This window comes from Streptomyces sp. NPDC048521 (assembly GCF_043199855.1).
Classification (GTDB): Bacteria; Actinomycetota; Actinomycetes; order Streptomycetales; family Streptomycetaceae; genus Streptomyces.
In genome coordinates, this window is sequence record NZ_JBICWR010000039.1 from 1 (window position 1) to 24,998 (window position 24,998).

Consider the following 24,998-nt stretch of genomic DNA (forward strand, 5'->3'; position numbering starts at 1 on the left):
GGACCGACGCATCCTCGCCAGGACAACTCAACAGCGTCGGTGGATTTTTGGGTCAGGTCCGAAGCGATCACCCAGCCATCATCACTGTGGATTTTCGATCCCTTCTTGCCACGATCGGTCGGATTCGGTCCCGTCAGCTGCCCCCTTTGAGGGCCCGGACGCTGACCGAGTCGATCGCGCACCGCGACCAGTCCAGCTCACCTCGGGCACCGAGTTCATCCAGGACCAGGCGGTGAAGCTTGGCCCACACCCTGGCCTCGGTCCACTCGGTAAACCGGCGGAAGGCCGTCACGCCCGACAGCCCGAAGCCTGGTGGCAGTTGATTCCAGGTGCAGCCTGAGGTAGCCACGAAGATGATGGCGGCCAGCACCTCACGGTCCCCTCGCCGCCGGTGCCCTCCACCCTGAGGGCGGACCGGCGCCGGCGGTACCACCCGCTGGAACAACGTCCACAGTTCTTCCGGCGCCATCCGCTCGACAAGCGCAGCAGTCATCACCCCAGACTGCCGCAAGATCACGCCAACTGAAATGGCGTCTTCACCTACGACGGCAACCGCCGCATGACCGAAGCCTGGACCCCGAAGACCGCAGACTGCGCCACATCCGGCCGCACGACCACCAACCTCGACGGCGCAGCCCCCTACTGGACCTCGTACACCTACACCACCGCCGGCCAGCGCAAGACCGAAACCCAGCACACCACCACCGGCGACAAGACCACGACATACACCTACAACGCCCCCACGGACAACAAACCGCACACCCTCGACACGATCGCCGGCGCACGCACCGGCACCTACACCTACGACACCAGCGGCAACACCATCTCCCGCCCCGGCCCCACGGCCCAGCAGACGCTGACCTGGAACACCGAAGGCGACCTGACCAAGCTCACCGAGAGCACGAAGGAGACCGGCTACCTCTACGACGCCAACGGCGAGCTACTGATCCGCCGCGCCAAGGGCGACGGCGAAACCATCCTCTACCTCGGCGCCGGCACAGAACTGCACCTCACCGTCAAGGGCACCACCAAGACGGTCTCGGGCACCCGCTACTACACGGCGAACGGCCAGACCATCGCCGTCCGCACCGCCACGTCCGGCGTCTCCGGAACCAAGCTCAGCTTCCTGGCCGCCGACCACCACGGCACCTCCAGCGTAGCCCTCGACTCCACCACCTACGCGGTCACCAAGCGCTACACCACACCCTTCGGCGCCCCCCGCGGCACCAAGCCCACGTCCTGGCCCGACGACAAGGCCTTCCTCGGCAAACCCGCCGACGACGCAACCGGCCTCACCCACGTGGGCGCCCGCGAATACGACCCCACTCTTGGCCAATTCCTCAGCGTTGACCCCCTGCTGACGCTCGACCAGCACCAGTCCCTCAACGGCTACGCCTACGCCAACAACACACCGGTCACCTCCAGCGACCCGACGGGCGAGGGCGTGTGTATGCAAGACGGGGTCTGCGGCGGCACGAAGTCGGTCGAAGAATGGGAAAAGAAGCATGGACGAGAGTACGGGGATGGGCGTCTAGGCGGCGGTGCCGGGACGGCGCACACTAGCAGCACTGGTCAAGCCAGCTCTGGCCAAGGAACTCAAGGTCATTGGGAGCATAGCTGCATTCGCGGTGGCATTTGCAAGAAGCACTGGGCGGAGGGGGCGCAGGGCGATGACAAGGACCTCCTGTGGGGCCTCGCGCAGGGCGCCGTCGATACAGTCACCTTCGGCTGCAACTTCTTCAAGCTCTTTGGCAGTGTCGAATGTGCAAGCGACGCTATGCGGGCGGAAGCCGCTGACCACGGCGCTGACGTTGGATCAGAAGCGTATGGCATTGGCGCCGAATACGGCTCGATTGCAACTGGTGTAGCGCCCGAACTCCCCGGTTTGAGGGGGGCTGCAGCTGTCGGTGAAGGTGGCGCGGGAGCCTTCCGTCCAGCGCGCAAGACCATTCCGGGTGGAGAGTACTACACGCCGCAAACGCCTCTGAAGGAGATGATCAATCCTAAGGGAGGCGAAACAAATTGTCGAGCCTGTGTCCTTTCGGTAGACATACTGTTGGGTAGTGGGGCGCGCTCCAATGCGCTTCCCGCACTTCAACGCGGAAGCGTCAGCGCCCTAGAAGAAATCTACGGTCGCAAGTTCCGTACTAGGAGCTTCTCCAACATTGTTACCGACATGCAGAAGGCTGGCCCCGGGGCTCGCGGTATAGTCTGGGGGTTGGACAAGCGTGGCGGCCACGTGTTCAACGTCGTCAACTACGGCGGCCGTGTCACGTTCCTCGACGGACAAAGCGGTAACGCAAGCCACGCCCCCAATTGGCTCGGTTACCAATTTATGAGGACGAAATGATTTCAGAAGAAGCGGCAAAGAGTATCGCCGAGCAGTATCTCCGGGAATCGCAAGGTGCTTATGATCCTCCTCTCGGTATCGACTGGGATGATGTGGAGGTCAAGGAGGGTATCCTAATCGCCCCATATAACTCGATCGAATACCTGCAGACGCGAGATGTCAGAGACCAGCTGCTCGACTGTTGGCCAATTCTTGTAGATATGACTACAGGAAATGTGCGCTTCGGTAAGCTGGAAGAGCGCGATTTCTGGCGGAGTTCTGGAGAATGATAAGGTCCGGGGTTCCCGACTCGATAAGCGAGGCCGGGAACCCCGCACCGCGCGACCTGACCCGCATGGGTCCAAAAGGATTTTCGTGGGCGAGCTGCATACGTACTTCCGCGCAGCAGGGCGTCCCTCGCTTGCCAGCATTGCGGCAGCTGTTGCTACATGTTTCCGTCCCCGTGGCTGTGAGCCGTGAGACGGTCCGGAGGCTACTCAAAGGCGAGACCGCCAGCACTTGGCCCAAGGTCAAAGCGGTACACGAGGTTCTCTGCCGCATGGCAGACCAGGACCCGACGTGGAGAAGGTTCTCCGACTCCAACGATTACGACGAGGAAAACGACACCCGCACGCTTCGAGATTACATACGCGATCTGTGGAACGATGCCGTTGACGGTGTTGAACCTGATGACGAGGCGGGCCACCTCAGCTAATTAGGAATGTCCACCTGTCTGTGCTGTCGAACTCAGTCAGTCAACGCACCTGCGACGGCGTGGGTGTTTCGGACCACGAAACAGAGGCCACCTCGCTGTCTGGCGAACGACGAACCCTCCAAGAAATGATCTCGGAGAGATTAATCGCAAGAGCGGTTACCGTGGATGCAGAACCGGCGAGCCGTCGAGCCGTACGCCAATCCGAACACCCCTCCCTCATTCGGGGTAATTCCAGGGTGGGCATTTTTGGCAGTCGACCGTATGGAGCAGGGATGCCGACGACAGATGCCACTGGCAGATGCCGCTCGACGAAAGGGACCGTCCATGCGCAAGATCGCTCTCCTCCTCGGTTTGGCACTCTCCGCAAGCGTGGCTGCGGCCGCCCCGGCCGCAGCCAACGGCCCCGGCTACCCCCCGAGCAACCAGGCGGTGGTCATCAGCAACGCCTCGACCGGCTTCTACCTGCAGACCGACGGCCAGAATGAGAACCGGCCGCAGTACGTCCAGGTGTGGTACCCCTGGCCGCTGGCCAATGAGGGCTCGGGGTCGGTCTGGCGACTCAAGCAGAAGTACGGCGACCACTACGTCATCGAGACCGAACCGATCAAGAACCCGACCCCGGCCTGTCTGACGGTGCCGAACAACGCGAAGGACAACGGCCCGCTGACCGTGACCAACTGCAACGGCGGTCCGGAACAGGACTGGATCGTCCGCGAGGACGGCACCTCCGAGACCTACACCATCACCCCGGCCGGAGCGAACTTCCGGCAGTGGGCAATCACTTCGCAGTCGCAGAACTACCCCCACCCTGATGTGTACGTGACCCTCAAGCACTTCACCGGAACCAACGCGCCCACCAACATGCGCTGGAAGATCGACCCGAGGTCGGCCGCCTGACAGTGAGGATTAGCCATGGCATCGCCCGGAGGTCTGACTCTCCGCCTGGCTGACGCTTCGGTTGTCCTCTTGGGGAATCGTCGGCCTGCCGGGCGATGCCGTCTGGCGCGTGGCCGGTCGGGCTTCCGTGACTTCATAGGAGCCCGGCCAAAGGCCCCATCACTGTCTCCGGGATGTGTCCGGCGCAGCCCGGTGGTCGGGCCCGTTGCCGGCCCGGCAGGCGATGCCGGGCCGGCAACGGCGCGATCAGTCCGTCAGCTGGTGTCCTGTGTGTTCAGCTGCTGTTCCTCGGTGCCATCGCCGACGGCGCTCTTCTCGACATCGCTGTTCCGTCGCATGACCGACGCAGGCACCTGTCGACTGAGGACGACCTGGTTGGCTTTGTTCACGAGAACGAGCAGCAGATGTTCACTACTTCGGGAGGTGGGAAGACTGGTGACTGTTCGAATCCTCCTGCTGGTGCGAGAGCGTCGAGGTGAGTTCGCTGACTACGGCCTCGGGGAACATCGGTCCAGCGGCGGTTATCAGTGAGAACGATCATGCGGACTCTCGCCGGGCCGACGTCCCGCTGGGGTTCGGTGCCGTTGCGTGGCGGGAGCTCTCGGGTCAGGCGGCCCGGTGGTGTGTCTCTTCGGGTGCCTGTGGCCGGGGGGCGGAGGTGCCGGTCCAGCTGGCGAGGAGGGCCAGGGCTTCGGCGGAGGGGGAGGCGGGTTCGGGGGTGTAGAGGGTGAGGGTCTGTTCGGGGTCGCCTTCGACGGCCAGGACCAGGTAGTCGAGGGTGAGGTCGCCGACGAGCGGGTGGTGGAGGCGTTTGGTGCCGGTGGTGTGGGCTTGGACGTCGTGGTCGGCCCACATGCGGCGGAAGGTGCCGTTGTGGAGGGACAGTTCCCCGATCAGTTCGGTGAGCTGCGGGTCGTCGGGGTGGCGTCCGGCGTACAGGCGCAGCATGGCCAGGCAGTCGCCGGCGACCTTCTCCCAGTCGGCGTACAGCGCGCGGGCGGCCTCGTCGAGGAAGACGAAGCGGGCGAAGTTGCGTTCGCGGCGGGGGCGGGCTTCGAAGTCGGTGTAGAGGGCGTGGGCGAGCCGGTTGGCGGCCAGGACGTCTGTGCGCCGCCCCTGGACCACCGCGGGGACGCTGAGGGAGTCCAGGGTGCGGTAGAGGACCGGGTGGACCCGTTGGGGTGCGAGGGGGCGCTTGCGGCGGGCCCGGGTGGTGGCGGTGGGCTGGGCGAGGTCGAAGAGGTGGGCGCGTTCGGCCTCGTCCAGGTGCAGGGCGCGGGCGACGGCCTCCAGGACGGTTTCGGAGACGCCCTGGGTGCGGCCCCGCTCCAGACGGATGTAGTAGTCGACGCTGACTCCGGCGAGCTGGGCGACTTCCTCGCGGCGCAGGCCGGGCACCCGGCGGGCGCCGCCGTGCGGGGTGAGCCCGGCCTGTGCGGGGGTGATCCGGGCCCGGCGGGTGCGCAGGAACTCACGGATCTCGCTGCTGCGGTCCATAGGTCCACGGTACGGCGATACCTGGCAGGTCAGGGTGCTGAAGGGGGTACTGGCAGACCCCCGGAAGAGCGGTGCCCTTTACGGCGGCCCACGGGACGTTCGCGGGTGGTTGCCTGGAGAGCGGGCCCGGTGCGCGGCACTGATCATCCGAGTCTTACGCGCCGTATCGGCACGTAGGAGATCGTTGCTGCCGCTGTCCGCCGTCTGCCCTCACGCCGTACGTCTGAAGAAGAGGACACCCCCCATGGCTTCGAAACTGACCGGCACCGTCGCACTCGTCACCGGTGCGAGCAGCGGTATCGGCGCCGCCACCGCCCGCCGGCTCGCCGAGCACGGGGCCTCGGTGGCGCTCGTGGCCCGCCGCAAGGACCGCCTGGAAGCCCTTGCTGCTGAGATCGAGCAGGCCGGTGGCACCGCTGCGGTGGTGGCCGCGGACATCACCGACCGCATCCAGGCCGAGGACGCCGTACAGCAGGTCGTCGACCGGTTCGGACGGCTGGACACCCTGGTCAACAATGCCGGCCTGATGCTCCTGGGGCCCGTCGTCGACGCGGATGCCAAGGAGTGGGACCGCATGATCGCCGTCAACGTCCAGGGCCTGCTCTACACCACCCGCGCCGCCCTGCCGCACCTGCTGAAGGCCGCCGAACAGGACCCGCGCCAGGTCGCCGACATCGTCAACATCGGCTCGTACGCGGGCCGGGTGGCGAGCCGGGGCTTCGGCGTCTACAACGTCACCAAGTTCGGGGTGCACGCCTTCACCGAGTCCCTGCGCCAGGAAGTCACCCAGCGCCACGTGCGCGTCGGTGTCCTGGAGCCGGGCGCGGTGGAGAGCGAACTGGGCACACACAACAAGCCCGGGGTCCGCAGCGAACTGATCGACCCCTACTTCGAGGGGACCGAGGTCCTGGCCGCCGAGGACATCGCCGACGGCGTCGCCTACATGGTCACCCGTCCCCGCCACGCCGCCGTCGGCGAGCTGTGGATCACGCCCACCGAACAGGCGTGAGCACCTCCACCACCGACCCGCCACAGCCTGGCCAACGCAACCCGCCAACTTCCCTAACCGGCCGGGTGCGGCACGCGGCACCCGAGAAGGAATCCCTCATGAGCAAGGTCATTTTCGTCACCGGTGCCGGACGCGGTCTCGGCACGGACATCGTCCGCCAGGCCCTCGCGGCCGGCCACCAGGTCGTCGCCACCGGCCGCCGCCCCGAGGAGGTAGAGAAGACCCTGGGCGGCCCGCAGGACAACCTGCTGGTCACCAAGCTGGACGTCACCAGCCTGGACGACGCGCACGCGGCCGCTCAGGCTGCGGTTGACCGCTTCGGCCGCATCGACGTCCTGATCAACAACGCCGGGAACTTCTTCGCCGGCTACTTCGAAGAGGTCTCCCCGGAGCACATGCGGCAGCAGATCGAGACCAACCTCTTCGGCCCGATGAACGTTACCCGCGCCGTCCTGCCCGTCATGCGCAGCCAGCGTGACGGCCACGTCATCACGATCTCCTCGCTCGCCGGTCAGGTCGGCACGGAGTTCACCTCCGCCTACGCCGCGTCCAAGTTCGCCGTCGAGGGCTGGATGGAAGCCCTGCACCACGACATCGCCCCGTACAACATCCGCACCACCATCGTCGAGCCCGGCTACTTCCGCACCGAGCTGCTCGTGGACGCCTCCACCACCTGGCCCGAGCCGACCATCGACGACTACGCCGAGCGCACCACCGCCACGGTCGAAGCCTGGAAGAGCATCAACGGCCGGCAGCCCGGCGACCCCGCCAAGCTCGCCCACGCCCTGCTGACCCTTGCCGGCCAGGACCAGCCGCCGCTGCGCTTCGTCGCCGGCGCCGACGCCATCGAGGGCGTCATCGCCAAGGCCCAGGAACTCCTCGCCCAGGCCGAAGCCTCCCGCGCACTGGGCGGCAACCTCGCACACGACGACACCAACGCCTGACACCACCCCACGCACCGGGCAGGACAACCGACCCGCCCGGTGCGCGAAGAAGACGCGGTCACAGTCAGCTGACCCGTCCCCGGGCGCGGTCGCCAGTGGTCCCCGGCGCGCTGGTACGGGCCACCTCTCCCTGGGTGGCGGCCCGTACTGCTGCGCTCGTGTCCCGCCGCTGTCAGGGGTCCAGAGGGTCGGCCCTCCGCTGCGCCATTCGTTCAGTAGGGCCTCGGCCAGGTCGATGTCATCGGGGTTCAGGCTGGCCCTGTGCAGATACACCAGGTGATCACCGGAGCCGAAGGCACGGCCGAGAATCGTGCCGTCGACATGGACGCGGCGTCCGCCCTCGGATCGGGCGGGTGGGCTCGTTCGAATCTCGACGGCCTCCAGGTGCCTCCCAATGTCGGGTTCTGGCTCGCTTTCCGTGATGCGCGCACGCTGAGTGACGGCTGCTGCTCCGATCAGGCTCCGGGACGTTGCCTGAAAATGACCAGGGTCGAGTTTGGTGTGGTCGACAGTGCGGCGTTGTGGAAGAGACGTCGCCTCCTCTGGAGGGCCTGCTGTTACCGTCCATCGCTGACGTGTCGGTGCTGTCGCTTGACGTGAGCCACGAGGCGATACGCATCGACGTGTGCAGTACGGCGGCCGGGGCGGCATGCCCGGACTGTGGGAGCAAGTCGACCTGGGTGCACAGCTCTTACCTGCGGTTTCCTGCGGACGTGCCGAGTGGAGGACGTCTGGTGGTCCTACAACTGCGAGTTCGGCGGTTCTTCTGTCCGGAGTCTTCGTGTGCTCGGCGGACGTTCGCTGAGCAGATGTCGGGACTGACCCGGCGGCACAGCAGGTGGACGGAGCGGTTGCGGTCGACTCTCGCCGCGGTGGGTCTCGCCCTCGCCGGCCGGGCCGGCGCCCGGATGGCACGGGCCTTCGGGGTGCAAATCAGCCGCAGCGCGGTGTTGCGACTGCTCGATGCATTGCCCGAACCCGAAGTCCCGGCCCCGCGGGTGGTTGGTGTTGATGAGTACGCCACACGCAAAGGACGGGTCTACGGCACGGTGCTCGTCGACGTTGAGACCCGTCGGCCGGTGGATTTGCTGCCTGACCGTGAGGCGTCCAGCCTGGCCGCATGGCTGGCGAAGCGACCCGGGATCGAGGTCGTCTGCCGGGACCGCGCGCCATTCTTCGCAGAGGGCGCCACAGCCGGGGCACCCCAGGCGACGCAGGTCGCCGACCGCTGGCATTTATGGCACAACCTCGGGGAGGCTGCTGAGCGGGCTGTCGCCCGCCACCGCCAGTGCCTTCGTCCTGGTCCCCGATGGCGAGGGGAAGGCCGACGAACCGGCGCCGCCCGAGGAGATGACGGACTCGCCATGGCGGAGCGAGCGATTCGCCAACCGCGTCCGAGCCAGGCACGCCACGGTCCACGCGCTGCTGGAAGCCGGCCACAGGCGCCGTTCCATCGGGCGCCAGCTGAACATGACCCACCGCACGGTCAAGAGCCTCGCCGACGCTGCGAAGCCGGAAGACCTCTTCCGCGGCCAGTGGCAGCACAACAGGACCTCCGTCCTCGACGAGTACAAGCCCTACCTGGACGAACGCTGGGACGAGGGCTGCACCAACGCCTGGAAGCTCTGGGAGGAGATCGTTCCCTTGGGCTATCGAGGCAGCTACGGCCGGGTCAGCGCCTACCTGCGGGAGAAGCGGACCTCGCCACGGCCGGTCACCGCGCAACCGCCGGCACCCCGCGTGGTGACGAGATGGAACCTCAGCCGACCCGAGACGCTGACCGAGATCGAACAGCTCCGCCAAGGCCGTCCTTGCCAACTGCCCTGAACTCGATGCCCTGACCGGTCACGTTCGGTCCTTCGCCCAGATGCTCACCGAGCGCCAGGGCGAACGACTCCCGCAGTGGCTCGACGCCGTCCGCCAGGATGACCTTCCCAGTCTCCACACTCTCGCGGCCGGCATCGACCGAGACCGCGACGCGGTCATCGCCGGCCTGACCCTGCCCTGGAACTCCGGCGTCGTCGAAGGACACGTCAACCGGATCAAGATGCTCAAGCGCCAGATGTTCGGACGCGCCGGCTTCGCACTCCTCCGCAAGCGGGTCCTCCTTGCCACATGGCCGATGTCAGTGGCTCCTGGAACCATGCCTTCGTCCGAGACAGCCGTATCAGGAGCCTTGCATGGGAACGTGGGGAACCGGCCCGTTCGACAGCGACCTCGCCGCAGACTTCGTCGATGAACTTGAGGGACTCAGCCCCCAGCAGGTCATCGACGTGCTGAAGCGGGCATTCCAGCGAGTCACCGACTCGGGAGAGCACGTCGATGGCGGAGACGGTGCCGAAGCCGTTGCCGCCGACGCTCTCATCGCCAGCACCCTCCCGGACAGCCCCATCGTGATTGACCCCGATGACGGCCCCAGGGAACCGCTGCCCGAACTGCCAGCCTCCCTTCGCGCGTCGGCGAGACTCGCACTGGACCGGGTTCTCCAGGACAGATCAGAAATGGCAACCGGCTGGGTGGACAGCGCCGACGCCGACCAGTGGCGCCAGGAAGTGCGACAGATCCTCCAAGCACTCGAAACACCCACTGATCACTAATCGTGACCGCTTCACGGAAGTCGTGCCAGAACCCAATCTCGTGAACAATCGCTGCTCAACGTCGGGTTCTGGTCCAACTTCTGTGGTGTCTACTCGCTGTGACTGTTGATCTTGGTGATAGGTCTCGCGAGACCGTCTGGAAACTGACGGTACCGACCACCTTCGGGCTGATGGTTCTGGGCTGTGCGCGAGGTACTGCTGCGGCTGGAAGAGCTGCTCTTCCTGGCTGATCCGGGGATCAGGGTGGTGTCGGCGCAGGACGATGGCGAGGTGATCCGAGTCGGTGTCAGATGCCGGACGGCCGGGGCTCGGTGCCCGAGCTGTGGAAGCTGGTCCGGGCGGGTGCACGGGTCTTACCTGCGGTTTCCCACTGACCTCCCGGTGGCGGGACGGCGGGTGGTGCTGCGACTTCCTGTCCGGCGCTTCACGTGCGAAGAGGTCTCCTGCGGGCGGCGGACGTTCGTCGAGCAGATCGCGGGCCTGACCCGGCGGTACAGCCAACGGACCGAACGAATGCGGTCGGTACTGGCCGAGGTCGGCCTCGCCCTGGCCGGTCGAGCCGGTGCCCGGCTGGCCGACGTCCTCGGGGCGGGAGTCAGCCGGAACACGGTCCTACGGCTGGTCGACGCTCTCCCGGAACCCCAGCCACAGGTCCCGCGTGTGGTCGGCGTCGACGAGTACGCGATGCGCAAGGGTCGCGTCTACGGGACCGTGCTGGTCGACGTCGAGACACGCCGACCGGTGGACCTACTGCCGGATCGCGAGGCAGGCACTGTCGCGGCCTGGCTGGCCGAGCACCCGGGGATCGAGGTCGTCTGCCGCGACCGCGCCCCGTTCTTCGCCGAGGGCGCCAGCGTCGGGGGACTCACCGCCGTCCAGGTCGCCGACCGGTTCCACCTCTGGCGCAACCTCGGCGAAGCGGCCGAGCGGTGCGTCTCCCGCCACCGTCCGTGTCTCCGCGCGACCTTCGCCGAGTCTGTGCCTGAGAAGGCGCCGGCACCGGCACCGGCCGAGAGCGGGTCGCCGTGGCCCACCGGGCACCGGTTCGCCGACCGCACCCGAGCCAAGCACGCCACCGTCCACGCGCTGCTGGCCGCCGGCCACAGCCGACGCGCGATCCAGCGACAGCTCGGCATGACCTATCGCACCGTCCAACGGCTGGCCGACGCCGCAAGGCCGGAAGACCTGTTCCAGGGTCAGTGGCAGAACCGCAGGACCAAGCTCGACGACTTCAAGCCCTACCTGCACGAGCGATGGGCCGAGGGCTGCACGAACGCCTGGAACCTCTGGGAAGAGATCAAGACTCACGGCTACACCGGCGGCTACTTAGCCGTCCGCGCCTACCTCCAGCCGTTTCGCACAACCCCGACCGCACCTGCAGCCCGTCCGCCGTCCCCACGCACGGTCACCGGCTGGATCCTGACCCACCCCGACACCCTGCCGGAAGGCGAGCGACTGAAGCTCAAATCCGTCCTCGCTGGCTGCCCCGAACTGGATGCCCTCGCCGGACACGTCCGCGCGTTCGGGAAAATGCTCACCCAGCTCCAGGGTGACCAGCTCCCGCATTGGATCAAGGCGGTCCGCGCCGACGACCTGCCCAGCCTCCACGCCTTCGCCAACGGCCTCGAACGCGATCTCGCCGCCGTCGCCGCCGGCCTCACACTGCCGTGGAGCTCAGGCGTCGTCGAAGGCCACCTCAACCGGATCAAAATGATCAAGCGCCAGATGTATGGCCGGGCCGGCTTCAGTCTCTTGCGGAAACGAGTCCTGTGGGCATCCTGATGGGTCCGTCACGAGCTTTGCTGGAGTCGCTCCGCCGCCTGAGCAGGGGTGTCGTAGTAGCCAGGTCGTGCCAGCAGGACTGGGCTGAAGAAGTAGCCCTGCTCTTCCTCCGGCTCGTCGTCGGTTGCGAACGGGCGCCAGAAGCTCAGGAGCAGATCAGCGGCGACGAAAGACGCTGGGTCGTCGGGGTCCGCCTCGATCGAGGTGTACTTGCCCATGCGTCGCACCAGCTCGCGGGCCGGAATCGCGAACACGTCCAGGCCCCGGAAGGTGACTCGGTCCGTCGGAGTCGACGGCCTTCCGAGCTCAACGGCCTGGAGCGTGTCTCGCGTGCAGTGGATGCTGATCATCAGTCCACTGGGACGGAAGACGTCCTGACCCGGCCGGTCGGACTCCGAGACCGCGGAGAGATCGCGGAGCGAGTCCAGCGCCGCGTTGGCCGATTGCCGAGTCATACCGATCCGCAACGGGCCAACGCCGGTTGGTGGGGCGAGGTCGAAGTCCATGCGGGCATGTTCCCAAACAGGTCTGTCAACGAGTCACGGAGGGCCATCCAGAATCCCGAGACATTACAGAGCGTGACAGCTCCACAGAAGTTGGACCAGAACCAGCTCCCACGTACAAAACCAAAGGTGCGAGCGCGTCAGCCCAGGTCGTAGACCGGTAGCACGCGCCGTTGTCGGTGAGGAAGCGGCGGATCGGTGTGACGCCGTGGGCGGCGAAGAAGGCAACGGCCCGGTGCCAGAAGGCGATCGCGGTGACGGCCTTCTCATCGTCCAGGGCCTCGGTGTGGGCGAGCCGGGAGTGGTCGTCGAGCGCCGAATGCAGGTACGGGTATCCGACCTGCCGGTGCAGGGACCGGTACGTTTGGAGGCGCGGGCGAACTCGGTGCCGACGCCGTGCATCCGCCGGCCGCCGCCGGTCGGGATACGCCCGAGCTTCTTGACGTCGACGTGGACCAGGCCGCCGACTCAGTCGTGCTCGTAGCGGAGGACCTCGCGCAGCTGCTCACAGGTGGGTGGATCGAGGTCCCGGGGCCGGTTGAGTCCTCGTGGACTCGGTGGCCGCGTTCCTGGGAGCCCTGGGATCTCAGGGCTCCCGCGTGAGCGGCTGTGCGTGGCGTCAGCGTGTGAACTTTTCGATGGCCGCCGGCGTGACGGGGGTGAAGAAGTTGACGAGGTTGCCGTCGGGGTCGCGGAACAGCAGGGATCGGTTGCCCCAGGGCATCGTGGTGGGCTCGTTGACGAAGTCGGTGACGAAGCCGGTCAGGTTCTGGTGAACGCGGTCCACGTCGTCGACAAGGAACTCGGTGATCACGCTGTGGTTGTCCGCCGGGCGGGCGGAGCCCGGGGCGAACAGCGGGACGGTGCGGGTGCCGGCGATCGCGAGGGTGGCGCCCGCGGTCCTGAGTTCGGCGAAGTCTTCGGTGGCCCACGTCACCCGCGCTCCTGTGGCTCGCTCGTAGAACTCGACGAGGCGTGCGACGTCGCTGGTGATGATGCGGATCGATACGAAGTCCATGGGAATCTCCTGGCTGTGCTGGAGGCGTGCACGTCGCAGGCTAGGAGAAATAGTGGACAGAATCGGTCCTGTATTCGCGTTAGGCTGCGAACATGCCTCGACCCACCGGCCGCGTGCTGACACTCCTGGAGCTGCTGCAGTCGGGCGGCACCCGGACGGTGGCCGAACTCGCCGACCGGCTCGGCGTCGAAGGACGCACCGTGCGGCGGTATGTGGACCAGCTGATCGACCTGGACGTGCCCGTGGAATCGGTGCGCGGCCGCTACGGCGGGTACCGGCTCGCCCCCGGGTACCGCTTGCCTCCGCTCATGCTCAGCGACGACGAGGCGCTGGCCGTGCTGCTCGGCCTGGTCGCCGGCCGCCGAGCAGGGTTGACGACGACGCAGCACACCGCAAGCGAGACGGCATCGGCGAAGATCCGGCGGGTGCTGCCCAAGCACATCGCCCGTCGGCTCGACACACTCCTGGAAGCTCTCGCCTTCACGGATCGGCCCGGCGAGTTCGACACCCCAAACGCCGAGGTCCTGCTCACCATCGCCGATGCGGTGCACCACCGCCGACCGGTCTCGATCCGCTACACCGACCGCGACGGACAGCGCAGCGAACGCACGCTGCACGCGTACGGGATCGTCGCCCATGCGGGCCGGTGGTACGTCACGGCCAGGGACGCCCAGATCGGCGAGGACCGAACCTTCCGACTCGATCGCGTCGCAGACGCGAGGACCCTGCCCGGCTCATTCGAAGCGCCCGCGGGGCCCGGTCCGGCACAGCGCGTGCTGTCGGCGTTCGCCACGGCCGAGTACCGGCATGAGGTGACCTTGCGGATCCACGGGACGGTCGAGCAGATCCGCGCCCGCCTTCCCGCCAGCGTCGCGAGCCTGGAGGAGTACGCGCCCGTGGCAGGCGAGGACCGGGCGACCGAGCGCTGGCTGCGCGTCGAGCTGCGGGTGGAGCGGCTCGACTGGTTGCCTCCGGTACTCGCCTCACTCGACCGGCCGTTCGTCATCGAGCGCCCCGATGAACTGCGCGACCTCGTCATCACGCTCGCCGATCGCCTCACGTCCTACGCCCGGCAAGCCTGACAGCGCGGAACCAATGTCATGAGATGGCACACCTACCTGAGGTTTTCATTAGTTCTGTGGGGTTGGGTGGAGGGTGAGTCCGGTGTGGGCGAGGAAGGACCAGGGGAGTTGATCGTTCTGGCTGATGCGGTGGATGCCTCGTTCAGTGGCGTCGGCAACGTCTGCGAGGTGGTCGCCGGCGAGGTTGGCGAGCTCGCGGGCCTTGATCGCCGACCACAGGCGAGCGGGGTGAGGCAGGCTTCCAGGACGGCGTCGAACAGTGCCTGTGGCAGGGGCGGGGCTGGCTCGGTTTCGGCGGTGCGGGTCTAGCGGTCGAGATCCCAGTCCCGGACGACCCGCTGCTGGAGGAGTCGTGTCCGCATCTGTGTGCCCTCGTCGTCGAGTGCTACCGCGTCTGCGTTTGTGGCTGCGGAGGCTTCTGCTAGCCGAGCATTCGCCCTTCATCTCCCTATGACAGCTCGCGCAGTTCGCGGGAGGGCGGTGCCGCCCGGCCGACGGGACTCTCCTGATGTGCCCGGTAACTGGGCTCTCCCCTTTTCCGCCGTTCAGGGGGGAGGGTGGCGGCGTAGAGGACATCGCGTAATTCGGGGAGGGTTTCGCGGTCTTTACGCCATACGAGGCGCAGGCTGAGGTCGGGCACGGGCAGGTCGAGCTGTACGAGGGTGCCGGCGCGGAGACTGTCGGTGACGGCGAAGCGGGGCAGCAGGGTGACACCGAGGCCGTGTTCGGCCCAGGCGCGCATCACGGGAACTCCGCCGGCTCGAACGCGTTCGGGGCCGGTGCCGAGGAGGCGTTGTCCGGCCAGCCAGAAGGAGCACTCCGGGACGTTGACCAGGAGTCGTTCGTGGTCGAGGTCAGTGGGGGTCAGTGCGGGGCGGGCAGCGAGGGCGTGGGTCGGGGCGGCGACCAGGGCTAGGGGGACGGGGTCGAGGTCCAGGAAGGCGAAGGGCTCGGCCGGGGCGGGGAAGCCGAGCCCGCCGATGTCTTCCCCGGCGTCCAGAAGAAGGGCTGCGTCGAGGCGTCCTTCGGCGACATCGGTGAAAAGTCCTTGGCGGGTGCGGTCGGAGTGGACGTCGACCGTGATGTCGGGGCGGTGTTCGGCCAGCCGGGTCAGGACGAGGGGCACGTGGGATCCGGCGAGGGTTTCCAGGGCGCCGAGCCGTAGCCGTCGGCGCTCGCCGCGGACATCGTGGACGGCTTGCTCGGCGGTGTCGAGCAGCGTGCGCGCCCAGCCGCGCAGGCGTTCCCCGGCGGGGGTCAGTTCCATGCCTTTGGGGCCGCGGGTGAACAGGGTGACGGCGAGGGCCGCTTCGAGAGTGCGGATCTGCTGCGAAACGGAGGAAGGGGCAAGCCCGAGTGCGACGGCGGCGTCCGTGACGGTCCGGTGCCGGATCACGGCCTCGAAGGTGGCGAGTTGGCGTAGTTCCACGTATGCGCCCAACACTGTGAGGGCGTTCGGAATTTCCGAACGGAGCGTGCGGCTGCGCCGGTGGAGCGTCCCGCTCGGTCGAGCCGATGGTGGGCGGCGTGATTGATCTGGCTGCTCACCGGAGGCTTTCTCTTCCATGGCTGTTGTGAACTCTGTCGCGTCCGCGGTGCCCGCACTGTCCCGGGCGAGGCGTGCGGGCGCGCTGACGGGTGTGTCGCTGGGCTATTTCATGGTGCTGCTCGACACCACCGTGCTGTCCGTCGCCGAACCTGACCTGGCCGCGTCGCTGCATACGTCGATGGCCGGCCTGCAGTGGGCCACCACCGGCTACACCGTGGTGTTCGCGGCTCTGCTGCTGTCGGCGGGGGCGACAGCCGACCGGTTCGGCGCCGAGCGGGTCTTTCGGGCCGGCACGGCCGTGTTCGCGCTCGCGTCCCTGCTCAGTTCTCTGGCTCCGAACCTGGGTGCGCTGCTGGTCCTGCGAGCGGTGTCAGGGGCTGCGGCGGCGGCTTGCGTTCCGGCCTCGATGGCACTGATCGCCCGTCTCTACCCCGACCCCGCGGCTCGGGCCCGTGCGATCTCAGTGTGGGCCGCGGTCAGCGGGGCGGCCGTCGCCGCCGGCCCGATCGTCGGCGGCGCCCTGGTGGAGGCGGCCGGATGGCGGGCCGTGTTCCTGGTCAACGTGCCCCTCGGGCTGCTCGTACTGGCCCTGACCTGGGGACAGGCGGTGCGCTGCCCGCGCGGTGCCAACCTCGTCGACTGGCCGGCCCAGACAGCAGCTGTGGCAATGCTGGCACTGCTCACGGACGTCCTGATCGCCGCCGGCGCGGGCGCCTGGGTCCACACTGCGTGGTCGGCGGGTGGGCTCGGCATCGCGGTGGTGCTGTTCGTCATGCTCGAACGGCGCAGCCAGGCCCCAGTAGTGAACCGGACGCTGCTGCGGTCGGCACCGGTGCGGGCCGGGCTGCTGGCGGGCGCGGTCGCCAACTTCGCCTTGGCGGGGGTCCTGTTCGTGCTGCCCCTGCTGATGCAGCGCGAGCGGCACGTGAGCGCCCTGGAGACGGGGCTGGCGTTCCTGCCGCTGACCGTTCCCTTCGCCGCGAATCCGCCGCTGACTGGCAGGATCGTGGCCCGCACCGGCCCGCGGCCTCCGATCCTGGCCGGGCTGGCGCTCCTGGCTGCCGGTGGCACGGTCTTGGCCTGCACGGTCTTCACCGAAGGCGCCTATGTCTGGCTCGCGGCGGGTTTGCTGCTCACAGGCTTCGGCATCTCTTTCGTCCTGCCTGCCCTCGTCGCAGCCGTCATCGGGGCCGCCCCGCATGGCACGGCCGGCTCGGTCGGCGGCCTGCTCAACGCCGTCCGCCAGATCGGCGCCACCCTCGGGGTCGCCCTCATGGGCGCCGCCGCGACCGCCGACACCGGATGGTCCTTGCTGCTGTCGGCCGGCCTCTGCGCCCTCGCCTGGCTGGCCTTCGCACTGACGCCCGGGGACACACCTCAGTAGTCAACACAAACGCGCAACGTAGGCCACGCAGCCGGCCACCCGGCACAGAGCCGACCTCGCAGGTGGTGTCATCGCCCGATTAAGCGATGGCGCCACACCTGTTGCGCTCGATATCGTGAGCTGCACCGGCGCTGAGCTGTACCGACTCCTGCAGGTCTGCCTCGCGCCACGCCTTCCGCCCTAGGCGGTGTCTTCAAATGATCTTTATTGGTGGATCATGGTCGGGTGATACGTCGCCATGAACTGTCGGATGCCGAGTGGGAGTTCATCCGGCCGCTGCTGCCCGAGTCGTTGCGGGGCAGGAAGCGGCTGGACGACCGCACGGTGCTCAACGGGATCGTGTGGAAGTTCCGTACCGGGACGGCTTGGCGGGACGTGCCCGAGCGGTACGGCCCGTGGGCCACACTGCACACCCGGTTCCGCCGGTGGGCCCTGGACGGCACGTTCGAGCAGATGCTCCAGGCCGCCCAGGCGAGGGCGGACGCGGCCGGGGACATCGACTGGCTAGTGTCGGTCGATTCCACCGTTGTCCGTGCCCACCAGCATGCTGCGGGGGCCCGAAAAGGGGGCTCCGTCACCCGGGACTCGGACGCTCCCGAGGTGGCCTGACCAGCAAGATTCACCTGGCGTGCGACTCCCTGGGGCGCCCGCTCGCCTTCACCGTCACGGGCGGGAACACCAACGACTGCACCCAGTTCACCACCGTGATGGACGCGATACGGGTGCCCCGCCCCGGACCGGGACGCCCCCGCGTCCGGCCCGACCACGTCATCGGCGACAAGGGCTACAGCTCCAAAGCGATCCGGGCCTGGCTCAGGCGGCGGGGCGTCGGCCACACCATCCCAGAGCGGGCCGACCAGATCCGCAACCGGCTCCGACGCGGCAGCCGCGGAGGGCGCCCGCCGGCCTTCGACAAGCAACTCTGCAAGCGGCGCAACGTGGTCGAACGCTGCTTCAACCGCCTGAAACAGTGGCGAGGCATCGCCACCCGCTACGACAAGACCGCCGAGTCCTACCAAGCAGCCGTCACCCTGGCATCGCTCCTGATGTGGGCCTGACATTTGAAGACAACTCCTAGAGAACTCCTGCCCGTCGGGCAGGGCCACGAACGCCCGCCTGGTCCCCGGCGTCGGCGTCGACCAGCTGGCGTTCGCGGCCGGGCTCGCCACCACCGATCCCGAAGCTACAGGTGACCTCGCTGTGTTCCTCGCCCGCGCCCGGTCGTAGCGCAGTAATCGCACGGCCCACTCCGGCACGCGTCGGCACTCACGCTCCGCTGTCTCCCAGACCTCCAGCGTCTGGGAGACAGACCTGTGAGGGACCTGGGAGGCTGGGGGCGGAAATACCCCGGAACGCCTGTGATGTCTGGGAGGTGGGAGGGCTGTTTCCCCAGGCAGACGCGTTCCTGGGAGGTGGCCTGGGAGGAAGCCGGGGAACAGACGCGCTGCACCGGCCGCAGCCGCAGCCCGCGGTGTCGGCTTCTTCCGTGGCGGCGGGACAGCAGACAGAAGGGCCTGCCGCACCGTCCGGCGATGCACCCCGTACTTCTCCGCCAGAGCCCGCTGCGACAGTTCCGGATCGAGACGCTTGTCCCGCCGAATCGCAGCAAACAGCTCCGTCCGCGACAAACCCATCCCGGCCTCCCGGCACGACCGTGATCAAGCAACACGGCCTCCGACATGACCGTGATCGACGGGAGACACCCTGCATCCGCCTTGCAGACGGCCCAACTCATTCACTCCAACGTGGGCTCGTCGCCGCACGAGTTGAAACGGCCTCACTCTGCTGCGGAGGCCCAGCCTTCACTCAAGTTCGCTCATCGAGTGAAGCCGCGCGAACTCGTCAACGAGTATGCCCATCACGACGAGATCATGGTGCCGGCTGGCGAAGAACACGTGATCGCGCAGCCGTCCCTCTTCGGCGAAGCCGAGACGGCGATGTAGTGCCAGCGATGCTTCGTTGTGCCCGAAGATCCGCGCTTCGCACTTGTGGTACCGCCGCTTCGCGAACATAAATCGCAGCAGCATCACCACGGCTTCTGCCGCGTAGCCCTTGCGTCGGTGCCCAGCACCCATCGTGATGCCGTATTCGAACCGCCCCGCACGCGGATCTGCGTAGTGCGAGCCGACAGCGCCGACGATCTGCCCCGTGTCCAAGGCTTCGATGGCCAAGCTGGAGCAGTCGCCGTCGGACTTCGCGACGGCCTGCCGTCTTTGCGGGCCGGAGCGTGTCCCGTGGCGGTGTGGTGGTCCGCGGTACAAGGCCAATCCGGCACACTGGCCTGGACAGGCTAGACCTCGATGTAGGCGACAACCACGACGGTGCGCAGCACTATAACGAAGCACAGGATGCGCACCTGTTCGACGTCGTCGGTGTACTGGCGCAGCTGGGGGGCGGGCGGTGTCGCCGGGGATCGGCTCGCCGACGTCGGGGTCGACGGAGACGACGACCAGGGCGCGGTCCAGGGGGTGGATCTCCGCCTCGAGAGCGGGCCGCCGCCAGAGCACTGTACGACGGCCCGCACATGACTGTCGATGAGCACCGTAGTTGACCCGTTTTGCCAGGCAGGTGCTCAGCCCTGTTATGCCCATCGACAGCTACGTGGCGCAGTAGGCCGCGCAGTGGTCTGGCTGACGCTCAGGATGCAACGGGGGCGTTCACCGGCATGGAGCTCTTGAAGTCGGTGAGCGTGAGCGTCGCTTCGATGTCGGGGTCGGACGCGAAGTGGATTTTCTGGCGTACGCGCACGACTCGGCCCTCGTCGTTGATCCATGCATCGGCGTCGATTGCGGTCGCGGAGCGCAAGTTGCGTCCGACGGTCCTGTCCACCGACTCGATGTCCTTCGGGGTGAGGCGGGCCGATACCCGCAAGGGCTCACTCCCGCGGTGCACGGAGGCACTGTGACCGAGCATGAGCCGCACGTACTGCGGGAGCCGGTCCGCGGGTATACCCCCTTTTGCCGCCGATGCAGGGAACTCCTGCCACACCCCATGAGTTCCGCTGGCGCGCCGGTACACCTTCTGCCGGGTGATCACGACGTCCTCGGTGTACTCCTCGGTTGTGTCTGTCGTACGACCTGTGAAAGGCGCGTTGAGGTTGACCCGCCCCTCCATGAGCTGGAGTCGTCTGGGCCCCGACTGTGTGACGGCTCTGAGCGCAGCCGAGTACGGGGCGTCGTCGGCTGCGGCCAGCCGATCGCGTACTACCTGCGGGCTGCCCTTCGGTGGTGCGGGCTGGTTCGAGGCGCATGCTGAGAGCGCCACTACCGAGAGCACCAGAATCAGGGGCGCTGTCCGGTGATGAATCAAGGGTGGATCCTCTGAGTACCGAGCCCGGGGAAGAAGCACTCCCGGGTCGCAGGTGGATGGTGGACTCATCCTGTCTGGTCTCGGAGATCAGGCGAGGCGCGGGGGGAGTGGCGTGGTCGAGTCTGCGTCAGACGGTTACGGAGTTGCCTCCTCCGCCCGCACAGCCCTTTTGGCCGGCACCCGCCGCCGTCGAGCGCAGCGTTTGACTTGCGCAGTCGGGCGGGATCAACTTGAAGACAAGCTCCCCGATCCGGTGAAGGACCAGGCAGCCCAGGCGACCGAGCAGGCCCGCGCGAAGGCCGCGCAGGCTGGCCGGCTGTGGCAGGACAAGGCCCCTGAACCGGTGCAACAGAAGACCGCTCAGGGCGCGCGGATGGTGCGGGACAACCGCAACCTGCTGCTGACGGTCGCCGGCGTGGCCGTCGTGGCGTGGATGGCCTGCCGCCGTCGCAAGGGCTGAGCGGTGTGAAAGCCCGCGGTGATGACGCGTCCGACGCCACCGACGAGGAGCGTACCTGGGACGAGGTCCGGCTTGCCGCAGTCCTGCGGGGCGCCATCTTCGCCGGCCGTCAAGGCCACCGTTGACCGCGGCGGAGCCGCCACCACCCGTCGCCGGACCAGCACTTGGTCCGGCTGACGCAACCATGGGGGGCCGGTACGCGAATACCGGCCCCTCCAGGCACCGCCACTTACAGGGAAAGACCACCCGCCGGCACTGTCACGTTGGCTGACCGGTGGGATGATCTTCGGGTTGATCAACCTGGGAAGGGTCGTCCGTGGGGAGCGCGTCGCCGTCGTACAAGGGTCACCGGTACCCGGTCGAGGTCATCTCCCACTGTGTGTGGCTGTACTTCCGTTTCCCGCTGTCGTACCGCGAGGTCGAGGAGCTGATGCCCGAGCGCGGGATCGTCGTCTCCTACGAGACGATCCGCCGCTGGTGCGGCAAGTTCGGGCAGACCTACGCCAACGCGCTGCGCCGCCGGCAGCCCCAGCCCGGGGACAAGTGGCACGCGGACGAGGTCTTCATCAAGATCAACGGGCGGTTGCAGTACCTGTGGCGGGCCGTCGACCAAGACGGGCACGTCCTCGACATCCTCATGCAGAGCCGGCGGGCGCAGCCCGACGCTTCTTCCGCAGGCTCCTCAAGAAGATTCGGACGGTGCCGCGGGTGGTCGTCACCGACAAGCTCCGCTCCTACGGAGCGGCCCACCGCGAGGTCATGCCCTCCGTCGAGCACCGCTCCCACAAGGGCCTGAACAACCGGGTGGAAAACAGCCACCAGCCAACCAGGCAGCGCGAACGCGCTATGAAGGGCTTCCACAGCACCGGCGGGGCCCAGCGGTTCCTGTCCGCATTCAGCGGCATCTCGCCCCACTTCCGGCCCCGCCGCCACCTGATGCCCGCACACGACTACCGAGCCGAGATGACCGTCCGCTTCGCAATCTGGAAGCACATCACCTAAGTCGCCGGCCCCTCCACCACGGCCTGAGCACAGCCCGGAACGGGCCCTACCACGCCGCAACACACCATCAGACACCTACCCCCCGCAACAACGTGACAGCGCCGGAGGGCGGGCACCGGACGGAGGGCCCAGTCCGCCCGGTGCACGGTCTGGTCGCCGCGCGGTTCTGCCACTACGAAACGCGCTCCGGGATGCCGCTCCTGCACGACCACCTCCTTCTGTCCGCCAAAGCCCAGCGCCCTGATGGCAAGTGGGGCTCGGTGCACTCCGAGGTCCTGTTTCGAGCACGCGGTGGCCGCTTCCGCGCTCTACAACGAGCTGGTGATGGCCGAGGCGTGCGAGGTGCTGAGGGGCTGGCGACCGAGCCGCGCACCGTCACCCCGGGGCGCCGACCCGTGATGGAGATCGCCGGGGTGCCGCACGAGCTGATCCGCTGGACCTCCCGGCGCAGCGACCAGATCGCCGCCTGCCTGGCCGAGCTGGAGCACGAGTACGTCACCGCCGTCGACGACGGCGAGCCGCGGTTCCTGCCCGTGGTCTCCGAGCGGGCCCGCACCAAGCTGAACCGGATGGCCGCGAAGATGACGCGCCCGCCAAAGCAGAAGGCCCGCCCGCTCGCGCAGCTGCGCGCGTGGTGGAAGGCGAGCGCGATCCTCACCTCCGGTGTCGCCGCCGACGTCATCACCTCCCTCCTCGAGCACGCCCACGCCGCAGCCGCCGCCATCCGGGTCCGGGTCGCCGCCGTGGTCGACGTCGCCCTGGCTGCCGTCGACGTCGCCGCGACGGTGTTCGTGATGAACAGCGGCGGCCGGTTCCACCGCCAGCACCTGCTCGCCGAAGCCCGCCGTCACCTCGCTCTCGTCCTGCGCGGCCGCCGCCGCGAGCCGGGCCTGGACGAACAGATCGTGGACGCCGCGCTTGCCACGTACTGCGTGGACATCAGCGAGCCGAAGACGCTGCGCGGCCTGCTGCCCGCCTACCGCCTCTACACCGCCCGCTGGTCACTGGCCGACCTCACCTCCGACCGCTGGCGCCCGCTCACCACCGCCCCCGATCGGCAGCCACCAGCCGACCCGAGCGCACCCGCCGCACCCTCGCCTCCAGACCTCGGGCTGGGGGAGTGGGAGATACCCCGCCTGCCGCTGCAGTACGATCGGGCCGTCCTCGCCGGTGCAGCGGTCCGCGAGAAGCTGCGCTCCACCGTCGCCACGCGAGGCCGGGCGTACGACGTCGTCACCCACCAGCAGGCGGCGATGCCCGAGCAGCTGCTCGCGCCCGAGCCGGCCGACCCCGAGCACGACGACCAGGAGCAGAAGCCCGGCCGCCAGGGAGCGGTCGACCTGACGGCGCTGCGGGCCGCCCTGCGGGAGTCCCGCACGGATATGGAAGCCCTCGATCTCACAGCCGAGCGCCTGCGTCACCTCGGGGACGTCTTCACCGCAGCGGCCGACCGGGCCCGGGCGACGATGGACCGCTACGCTCACCGGGACGGTGCCGAGAGGCCGCAGCCGGTGCGCGATGCTGACCAGCAGGCGCACCGCTCGCAGGAGCCCGGACCGCACTGGGGCCGGGAGGCCGGCCACTGAGTGCACCCGATGCCGTCTACTCGATGCCACGGTACGTCGGCGCCAAGCATGGCGGGGAGGTGATCATGATCGACGGCACCTTCATCCCCACTCAGCGCCGCTCCGGGAAGGCCGACCGGCGGATATCAGCCCGGCCCGTCCGCACTCACGACAACGCCGTGAACCGGATGGTGCTGTACGCGATGCCCGGCGCCGCCGCGGTGGTGGGCCGGATGCTCGCGACTGAACAACCTGAACAGCCCAGTGATGTCTTTCGGCCGCATTTGGCCGATACCCGTTCCATGACCCTCAAATGCACCTCAGAACCCGCCACTTGTGATTGTTGTGCGCATGCTCAGTGGGTAGCGTCCAGGCATTCGATCGCCAGCCGGGCGATTTCCACGAAGGACACCTTGTGAGTCTCCTTGCAAAGAAGCTTTCCGGTACGGGAGTTGCTGCCGTTCTCCTGGCATCCTTAGCCTCCGCTCCTGCGCTCGCTGACGACGCGGGACCTGAAGACGTCCCGACGATCTCTGCGGACGAAACCACGGAGATCAACGACCGGTCAGACTGGGAGGACGGGCCCGAGCAGTCGATCAGCGAGCCCACCTACTGCGACGGGCCGTACACCTGGTACAGCATCACATCGAAGAAGCCCTACTTCGTGCGTCATGGTGGAACGGCACCTCCTACAAAGACGGACCTGGCGGCACCATGAGCGTTTCGGTCACCAAGTCCGGCACCATCAGCGCGGAGATTTCCGGCTCCATCGAATGGAGCTCGAACGCCATCATCGCCAAGGCCAAGGCCCAGGTGAGTGTAAAAGTCGGGGGAAGTGTCAGCATCTCGACCGGGCATCAGTACACTCACAACGTCAAGTCCAACAAGTACGGCCATCTGCAATACGGCTCATGGGGGTACAAGGTGACATGGGCCAAGTACCAGCGCATCGGCGCCTGCGGTTCCAAAGAACTCGGCAGCGGGAAGGCGACACTGCCGACATCCGAGACCGGATGGAAATACTGGGAAACGTCATCGTGACCCCTCCGATCAGCTCACGCACCCTTCCGGCCTGCGCCGCGGTAGCCGCATCAGTCCTACTGCTCACCTCCTGCAGCCAGGACTCCGGCGGCCACAGCGCCGGCCGGGCCACTCCCTCTGAGCAGTCAGCCGCCCCCTCCCAGGCGACGAGTCCGCCGTCGGAGAAGGTGTTGATGAAACAGGCGGCAGCCATCGTGGCCAGTGTGTCCGGCGGTTCTCTCCTACTGATCTTTTCGTAAGTTCGGTGGATGTGGTGGGCGGATGGTCAGGCCGGTATGGGCGAGGAATGACCATGGCAGTCGGGGGTTGGCGTTG

Annotated in this window: 21 protein-coding genes and 6 pseudogenes; 18 read left to right on the forward strand and 9 right to left on the reverse strand. The window is 67.6% G+C overall.

The features are described 5' to 3' along the window. Positions 1-86: 86 nt before the first annotated feature. Positions 87-493: pseudogene (locus ACGFRF_RS41190) on the reverse strand (transposase); the annotation flags it as partial. Positions 494-559: 66 nt separating this feature from the next. On the opposite strand from ACGFRF_RS41190, the gene ACGFRF_RS41195 reads away from it, so the two are divergent. The 3 genes from ACGFRF_RS41195 (at position 560) to ACGFRF_RS41205 (ending at position 3,941) form a co-directional block, all read left to right on the forward strand. Then, on the forward strand, positions 560-2,350 hold the full coding sequence (locus tag ACGFRF_RS41195) for an RHS repeat-associated core domain-containing protein (protein ID WP_393749206.1): 1,791 nt from the start codon (positions 560-562) through the stop codon (positions 2,348-2,350). Then, positions 2,347-2,619: a YrhB domain-containing protein gene (locus ACGFRF_RS41200; RefSeq protein WP_393749208.1), complete on the forward strand. Its 273-nt coding sequence runs from the start codon at positions 2,347-2,349 to the stop codon at positions 2,617-2,619. Before ACGFRF_RS41195 ends, ACGFRF_RS41200 begins: the two co-directional genes overlap by 4 nt. 749 nt (positions 2,620-3,368) lie before the next feature. Continuing rightward, the gene (locus ACGFRF_RS41205; RefSeq protein WP_393749210.1) at positions 3,369-3,941 is read left to right on the forward strand and encodes an RICIN domain-containing protein; all 573 of its coding nucleotides are present in this window, start codon (positions 3,369-3,371) and stop codon (positions 3,939-3,941) included. A gap of 606 nt (positions 3,942-4,547) precedes the next feature. Here the strand turns inward: ACGFRF_RS41205 and ACGFRF_RS41210 are convergent. Next, positions 4,548-5,438, reverse strand: a complete 891-nt coding sequence (locus ACGFRF_RS41210) for a helix-turn-helix transcriptional regulator (RefSeq protein ID WP_393749212.1) — start codon at positions 5,436-5,438, stop codon at positions 4,548-4,550. A gap of 244 nt (positions 5,439-5,682) precedes the next feature. On the opposite strand from ACGFRF_RS41210, the gene ACGFRF_RS41215 reads away from it, so the two are divergent. The 7 genes and pseudogenes from ACGFRF_RS41215 (at position 5,683) to ACGFRF_RS41245 (ending at position 11,770) form a co-directional block, all read left to right on the forward strand. Continuing rightward, complete coding sequence (locus ACGFRF_RS41215; protein WP_393749214.1) at positions 5,683-6,447, forward strand: SDR family NAD(P)-dependent oxidoreductase; 765 nt, start codon at positions 5,683-5,685, stop codon at positions 6,445-6,447. A gap of 98 nt (positions 6,448-6,545) precedes the next feature. After that, complete coding sequence (locus tag ACGFRF_RS41220) at positions 6,546-7,391, forward strand: SDR family oxidoreductase (protein WP_393749216.1); 846 nt, start codon at positions 6,546-6,548, stop codon at positions 7,389-7,391. Positions 7,392-8,071: 680 nt separating this feature from the next. Next, a pseudogene (locus ACGFRF_RS41225) lies at positions 8,072-8,659 on the forward strand (ISL3 family transposase); the annotation flags it as partial. A gap of 82 nt (positions 8,660-8,741) precedes the next feature. Further along, positions 8,742-9,218: a hypothetical protein gene (locus ACGFRF_RS41230; protein ID WP_393749242.1), complete on the forward strand. Its 477-nt coding sequence runs from the start codon at positions 8,742-8,744 to the stop codon at positions 9,216-9,218. Between the two features lie 40 nt (positions 9,219-9,258). After that, on the forward strand, positions 9,259-9,630 hold the full coding sequence (locus ACGFRF_RS41235; protein ID WP_393749218.1) for a transposase: 372 nt from the start codon (positions 9,259-9,261) through the stop codon (positions 9,628-9,630). Beyond that, the gene (locus ACGFRF_RS41240) at positions 9,572-9,988 is read left to right on the forward strand and encodes a DUF4259 domain-containing protein (protein WP_393749220.1); all 417 of its coding nucleotides are present in this window, start codon (positions 9,572-9,574) and stop codon (positions 9,986-9,988) included. The genes ACGFRF_RS41235 and ACGFRF_RS41240 overlap by 59 nt, the downstream gene beginning before the upstream one ends. Positions 9,989-10,234: 246 nt before the next feature. Continuing rightward, positions 10,235-11,770 (forward strand): ISL3 family transposase, encoded by a 1,536-nt coding sequence (locus ACGFRF_RS41245; RefSeq protein ID WP_393749240.1) that lies wholly within the window; start codon positions 10,235-10,237, stop codon positions 11,768-11,770. 8 nt (positions 11,771-11,778) lie between these two features. On the opposite strand, the gene ACGFRF_RS41250 is transcribed toward ACGFRF_RS41245, so the two are convergent. The 3 genes and pseudogenes from ACGFRF_RS41250 to ACGFRF_RS41260 all read right to left on the reverse strand — a co-directional run bounded on the left by ACGFRF_RS41250 (position 11,779) and on the right by ACGFRF_RS41260 (position 13,291). Then, positions 11,779-12,276: a hypothetical protein gene (locus ACGFRF_RS41250; RefSeq protein ID WP_393749222.1), complete on the reverse strand. Its 498-nt coding sequence runs from the start codon at positions 12,274-12,276 to the stop codon at positions 11,779-11,781. Positions 12,277-12,400: 124 nt separating this feature from the next. Next, a pseudogene (locus ACGFRF_RS41255) lies at positions 12,401-12,738 on the reverse strand (DDE-type integrase/transposase/recombinase); the annotation flags it as partial. Positions 12,739-12,892: 154 nt separating this feature from the next. Next, a complete protein-coding gene (locus ACGFRF_RS41260; RefSeq protein ID WP_393749224.1) occupies positions 12,893-13,291 on the reverse strand; it encodes a VOC family protein in 399 nt (132 codons plus the stop codon). Positions 13,292-13,383: 92 nt separating this feature from the next. On the opposite strand from ACGFRF_RS41260, the gene ACGFRF_RS41265 reads away from it, so the two are divergent. Then, positions 13,384-14,373: a helix-turn-helix transcriptional regulator gene (locus ACGFRF_RS41265; protein ID WP_393749226.1), complete on the forward strand. Its 990-nt coding sequence runs from the start codon at positions 13,384-13,386 to the stop codon at positions 14,371-14,373. 448 nt (positions 14,374-14,821) lie between these two features. Here the strand turns inward: ACGFRF_RS41265 and ACGFRF_RS41270 are convergent, their stop codons facing one another. Then, positions 14,822-15,802: a LysR family transcriptional regulator gene (locus ACGFRF_RS41270; RefSeq protein WP_393749228.1), complete on the reverse strand. Its 981-nt coding sequence runs from the start codon at positions 15,800-15,802 to the stop codon at positions 14,822-14,824. A 145-nt stretch (positions 15,803-15,947) separates the two neighbouring features. Between ACGFRF_RS41270 and ACGFRF_RS41275 the strand changes: the two genes are divergently transcribed. After that, complete coding sequence (locus tag ACGFRF_RS41275; protein WP_393749230.1) at positions 15,948-17,306, forward strand: MFS transporter; 1,359 nt, start codon at positions 15,948-15,950, stop codon at positions 17,304-17,306. A 228-nt stretch (positions 17,307-17,534) separates the two neighbouring features. Beyond that, positions 17,535-18,364: pseudogene (locus ACGFRF_RS41280) on the forward strand (IS5 family transposase). A 744-nt stretch (positions 18,365-19,108) separates the two neighbouring features. Here ACGFRF_RS41280 and ACGFRF_RS41285 read toward each other — a convergent pair. From ACGFRF_RS41285 to ACGFRF_RS41295, 3 genes and pseudogenes are all read right to left on the reverse strand, one after another. Beyond that, the gene (locus ACGFRF_RS41285) at positions 19,109-19,651 is read right to left on the reverse strand and encodes a GNAT family N-acetyltransferase (RefSeq protein ID WP_393749231.1); all 543 of its coding nucleotides are present in this window, start codon (positions 19,649-19,651) and stop codon (positions 19,109-19,111) included. Continuing rightward, positions 19,597-19,789, reverse strand: a pseudogene (locus tag ACGFRF_RS41290) (hypothetical protein); the annotation flags it as partial. The pseudogene ACGFRF_RS41290 and the gene ACGFRF_RS41285, both read right to left, overlap by 55 nt. 154 nt (positions 19,790-19,943) lie before the next feature. Next, positions 19,944-20,582: a hypothetical protein gene (locus ACGFRF_RS41295; RefSeq protein WP_393749232.1), complete on the reverse strand. Its 639-nt coding sequence runs from the start codon at positions 20,580-20,582 to the stop codon at positions 19,944-19,946. 286 nt (positions 20,583-20,868) lie between these two features. Here ACGFRF_RS41295 and ACGFRF_RS41300 point away from each other — a divergent pair, with 286 nt between their 5' ends. From ACGFRF_RS41300 to ACGFRF_RS41320, 5 genes and pseudogenes are all read left to right on the forward strand, one after another. Further along, positions 20,869-21,075: a hypothetical protein gene (locus ACGFRF_RS41300; RefSeq protein WP_393749233.1), complete on the forward strand. Its 207-nt coding sequence runs from the start codon at positions 20,869-20,871 to the stop codon at positions 21,073-21,075. Positions 21,076-21,391: 316 nt separating this feature from the next. Continuing rightward, positions 21,392-22,077 (forward strand): annotated as a pseudogene (locus ACGFRF_RS41305) (IS6 family transposase). Between the two features lie 92 nt (positions 22,078-22,169). After that, positions 22,170-23,663 (forward strand): relaxase domain-containing protein, encoded by a 1,494-nt coding sequence (locus ACGFRF_RS41310; RefSeq protein ID WP_393749235.1) that lies wholly within the window; start codon positions 22,170-22,172, stop codon positions 23,661-23,663. Positions 23,664-23,728: 65 nt separating this feature from the next. After that, positions 23,729-24,061: a hypothetical protein gene (locus tag ACGFRF_RS41315; protein WP_393749237.1), complete on the forward strand. Its 333-nt coding sequence runs from the start codon at positions 23,729-23,731 to the stop codon at positions 24,059-24,061. A gap of 295 nt (positions 24,062-24,356) precedes the next feature. Then, positions 24,357-24,683 carry a hypothetical protein gene (locus ACGFRF_RS41320; protein ID WP_393749239.1) on the forward strand — a complete coding sequence of 109 codons (327 nt, stop codon included), beginning with the start codon at positions 24,357-24,359 and terminating at the stop codon, positions 24,681-24,683. Positions 24,684-24,998 lie beyond the last annotated feature (315 nt).